Source organism: Methanobrevibacter sp., from assembly GCF_045577275.1.
In the GTDB taxonomy this organism is placed as follows: Archaea; Methanobacteriota; Methanobacteria; order Methanobacteriales; family Methanobacteriaceae; genus Methanobrevibacter.
The window spans coordinates 1-2971 of sequence record NZ_JAZNIB010000145.1; the positions used below are offsets into that span (position 1 = coordinate 1).

Here is a 2971-nt window from a genome sequence, read left to right on the forward strand (position 1 = left end):
TAATTTTTTGTTTTAAAATCATTTTTTAATTATAATTTTAATTTTACAATATTGTTTTAAGATTTAAAGCACTCTAAACCATTTAATTTAAATATAAGTTCCTATAAATAATCTATTGTATTGAAACTGCTTAAATTAGCAAATAAAATTAGTTCATATTGAAATATTTTATAATTTGGTGGTGAAATGTTAGATTTGGTCATGGCATGTTTTATTGGCATAGGCATTGGAACCTGTACTGGGATGGTTCCTGGAATACATGTGAACACTGCAGGTGCCATTATGTTTGCATCCTCCGCATTCCTCATGAATTACATATCTGCAGAATTCTTGTGCATAATATTTGTTTCCATGTCAATAGCTCATGCCTTGATTGAATTTGTTCCTTCAATGCTTCTTGGAGTTCCTGAAGAGGGGACAGCTACATCTGTTCTTCCTGGGCATAGGATGGTGTTGGAAGGAAGGTCAAAGGAAGCTATTCGAATAGTTTCCGTTGGAGGTTTTGGAGCCATTCTTGTAGTTATTCTAATGCTTCCTGTTTTTGCGGTTGCATTGCCGTTTCTGCAGGGAATATCCAAACCGTATACCTGGATAATTCTGACTCTTGTATCTTTATATATGATCCATAGGTTGAGCAATGGCAATATTGCATTTCTATGGTCACTCCTCCTTTTTGTTTTATCTGGCATATTAGGTTGGATAATGCTTCAAACCCCCATATCTTCCGGAATCTCTCTTATGTGCACCTTCAGTGGTTTATTTGGAATAAGTACAATTTTGTTTAGTTTGAATGATAGCTCCTCGATTCCCCATCAAAACAGATTCTATGATTTGGAAATTGATATTGATGCGATGAAAAGCATATTTGCAGGAGGAACTGCTGGGGCTATATTAGGATTTTTACCGGGATTCGGTCCTGCCCAAGGAAGCATCATAGCCCAAGGGGCATGTGGAACAAGTGATGACAGTGATGACACCAAGAATTTTCTCTTGGCTAATAGTGGATTGAATACTTCAGACACTCTCTTCTCACTAATAGCTATTTATTTGATTGGTAATCCAAGGAGCGGAATTGCTGTATATATGTCTTACCTGATTTCCGAATTCACTTTAGCCCATTTGATGATATTCACTTTTGCTTCTTTAATTGCAGTTTCAATATCATTGATGATCTGTTTGAAATTAGGTGATGGATTTTCAAATCTCATGCAGGGAATAGATTATAGGAAGCTTTCAATTGGAGTGATTATACTAATGATAGTGATTTTATATGCCTTTGCGATTATCTATGAAGGGCCAATATTATATCTCACTCTTGCCTTGATTACAACCACTGCAATGGGGTTGCTTCCACATTATTTAGGAGTCAGCAAGTCCCATTTGATGGGAGTCTTGATTCTGCCTGCAATTATAATCTATATGCAAATGTACATTTAATGTGTTTAATTTATTTTGGCGTGTTCTGGTTTTGTCTTTTTTGAACTTTTCCTCCCTAATTTTAAACAGTCTTTTAACATGATTTGGTGATTTGATGGATAACAATTATTTTTCGAATGATAATGGCTTAATTCCAAAATACAAAGTATTGAAATTTAACTTTTCAGATGAAGAAAAGCTTATTTTGGAGGAATTGAGAGAAAATCTAATAGATTTAGCTATTTCAGAGAAGATGTCCTCATTTAATGAGGATTTGATACTAAGGGACATCATACGTTTTTTAGAAAATAGGTTGCAGAACAGGTTTGATTATGATTATAAGGAAAAATTGGCTAGAAATATGCTGAAGGAATTGATAGGATATGGGGAAATCAGCTCCCTGATAGAAGATGATGATTTGGAAGAGATAATGGTCATTGGTGTGGACAAGCCGGTTTTTGTTTATCATAGGGAGTACGGAATGATGGAAACGGATTTGATATTTGATGATGGAGAAAAGATAACGAATATCATAGATTCGATAGCTCGTGAAACCAATAGGAGAATAGATCAGCAGTCTCCCATTTTAGATGCAAGACTGGAAAATGGGTCTAGAGTAAATGCAACGATTCCTCCATTGTCCGCCAATGGCCCTACAATAACAATAAGAAAGTTCAAAAAGGATCCCTTGACAATTGTTGACTTGATCAGATTCAACACATTAAACACTGAAATGGCATCATTTTTATGGCTCTGCGTTGATGGGCTTGGAGTTAAGCCAGCAAATATAATAGTGTCTGGAGGAACCAGTTCCGGAAAGACAACGCTTCTCAATGCATTATCAATATTCATCAATCCAAAGGAGCGAATCATAACGATTGAAGACACCTTGGAGCTTCAGATTCCACATAATCACATAATCAGAATGGAGGCAAGAACCGTTAATATTGAAAATCAAGGCGAAATAACAATCGAAGACCTTGTTAAGAACTCCCTAAGGCAAAGGCCTGACAGAATAATAGTGGGAGAAGTTAGAGGAAAGGAAGCAATTACATTATTCACAGCATTAAATACTGGACATTCAGGCTTTGGAACATTGCATGCAAACAATTCAAGGGAAACCATTACAAGACTTACCAATGCTCCAATGAATGTTCCTAAAATCATGATTTCTTCTATCGATTTTATCATTATGGAAAAGAGAATATACAGATCAGATGGAATTTCCTACAGAAGAATTACAGAAATCGTTGAAGTTGTTGGCATGGAAGAGGGAACTGTTCAGTTAAGCAAACTGTTCGAGTGGGATAGTGAAAAAGACGAATTCAGAAATCTGACTATCATGAGCAAGACTTTGGAAGAGATAGCTAATCTAAAGGGGATTCATATCTCTAATTTAAATGAGGAATGGGAAAAACGAAGGGATGTTTTGAACTATTTGGTTAAAAATAACATATCTTCCCAAAAAGATATATCTAAATTTCTTGAAAATTATTATCTCAATTCTGACTACGTATTAAATAAGATTGGTGTTTGATTAAATTGATATTTCTTT

The 2971-nt window shown here is 35.1% G+C and carries 2 protein-coding genes; both read left to right on the top strand.

From position 1 onward, the window contains the following. Positions 1-186 precede the first annotated feature (186 nt). The gene (locus ACKI67_RS04410) at positions 187-1437 is read left to right on the top strand and encodes a tripartite tricarboxylate transporter permease (protein ID WP_407462183.1); all 1251 of its coding nucleotides are present in this window, start codon (positions 187-189) and stop codon (positions 1435-1437) included. 94 nt (positions 1438-1531) lie between these two features. Next, positions 1532-2953 carry a CpaF family protein gene (locus ACKI67_RS04415; protein ID WP_407462184.1) on the top strand — a complete coding sequence of 474 codons (1422 nt, stop codon included), beginning with the start codon at positions 1532-1534 and terminating at the stop codon, positions 2951-2953. Positions 2954-2971 lie beyond the last annotated feature (18 nt).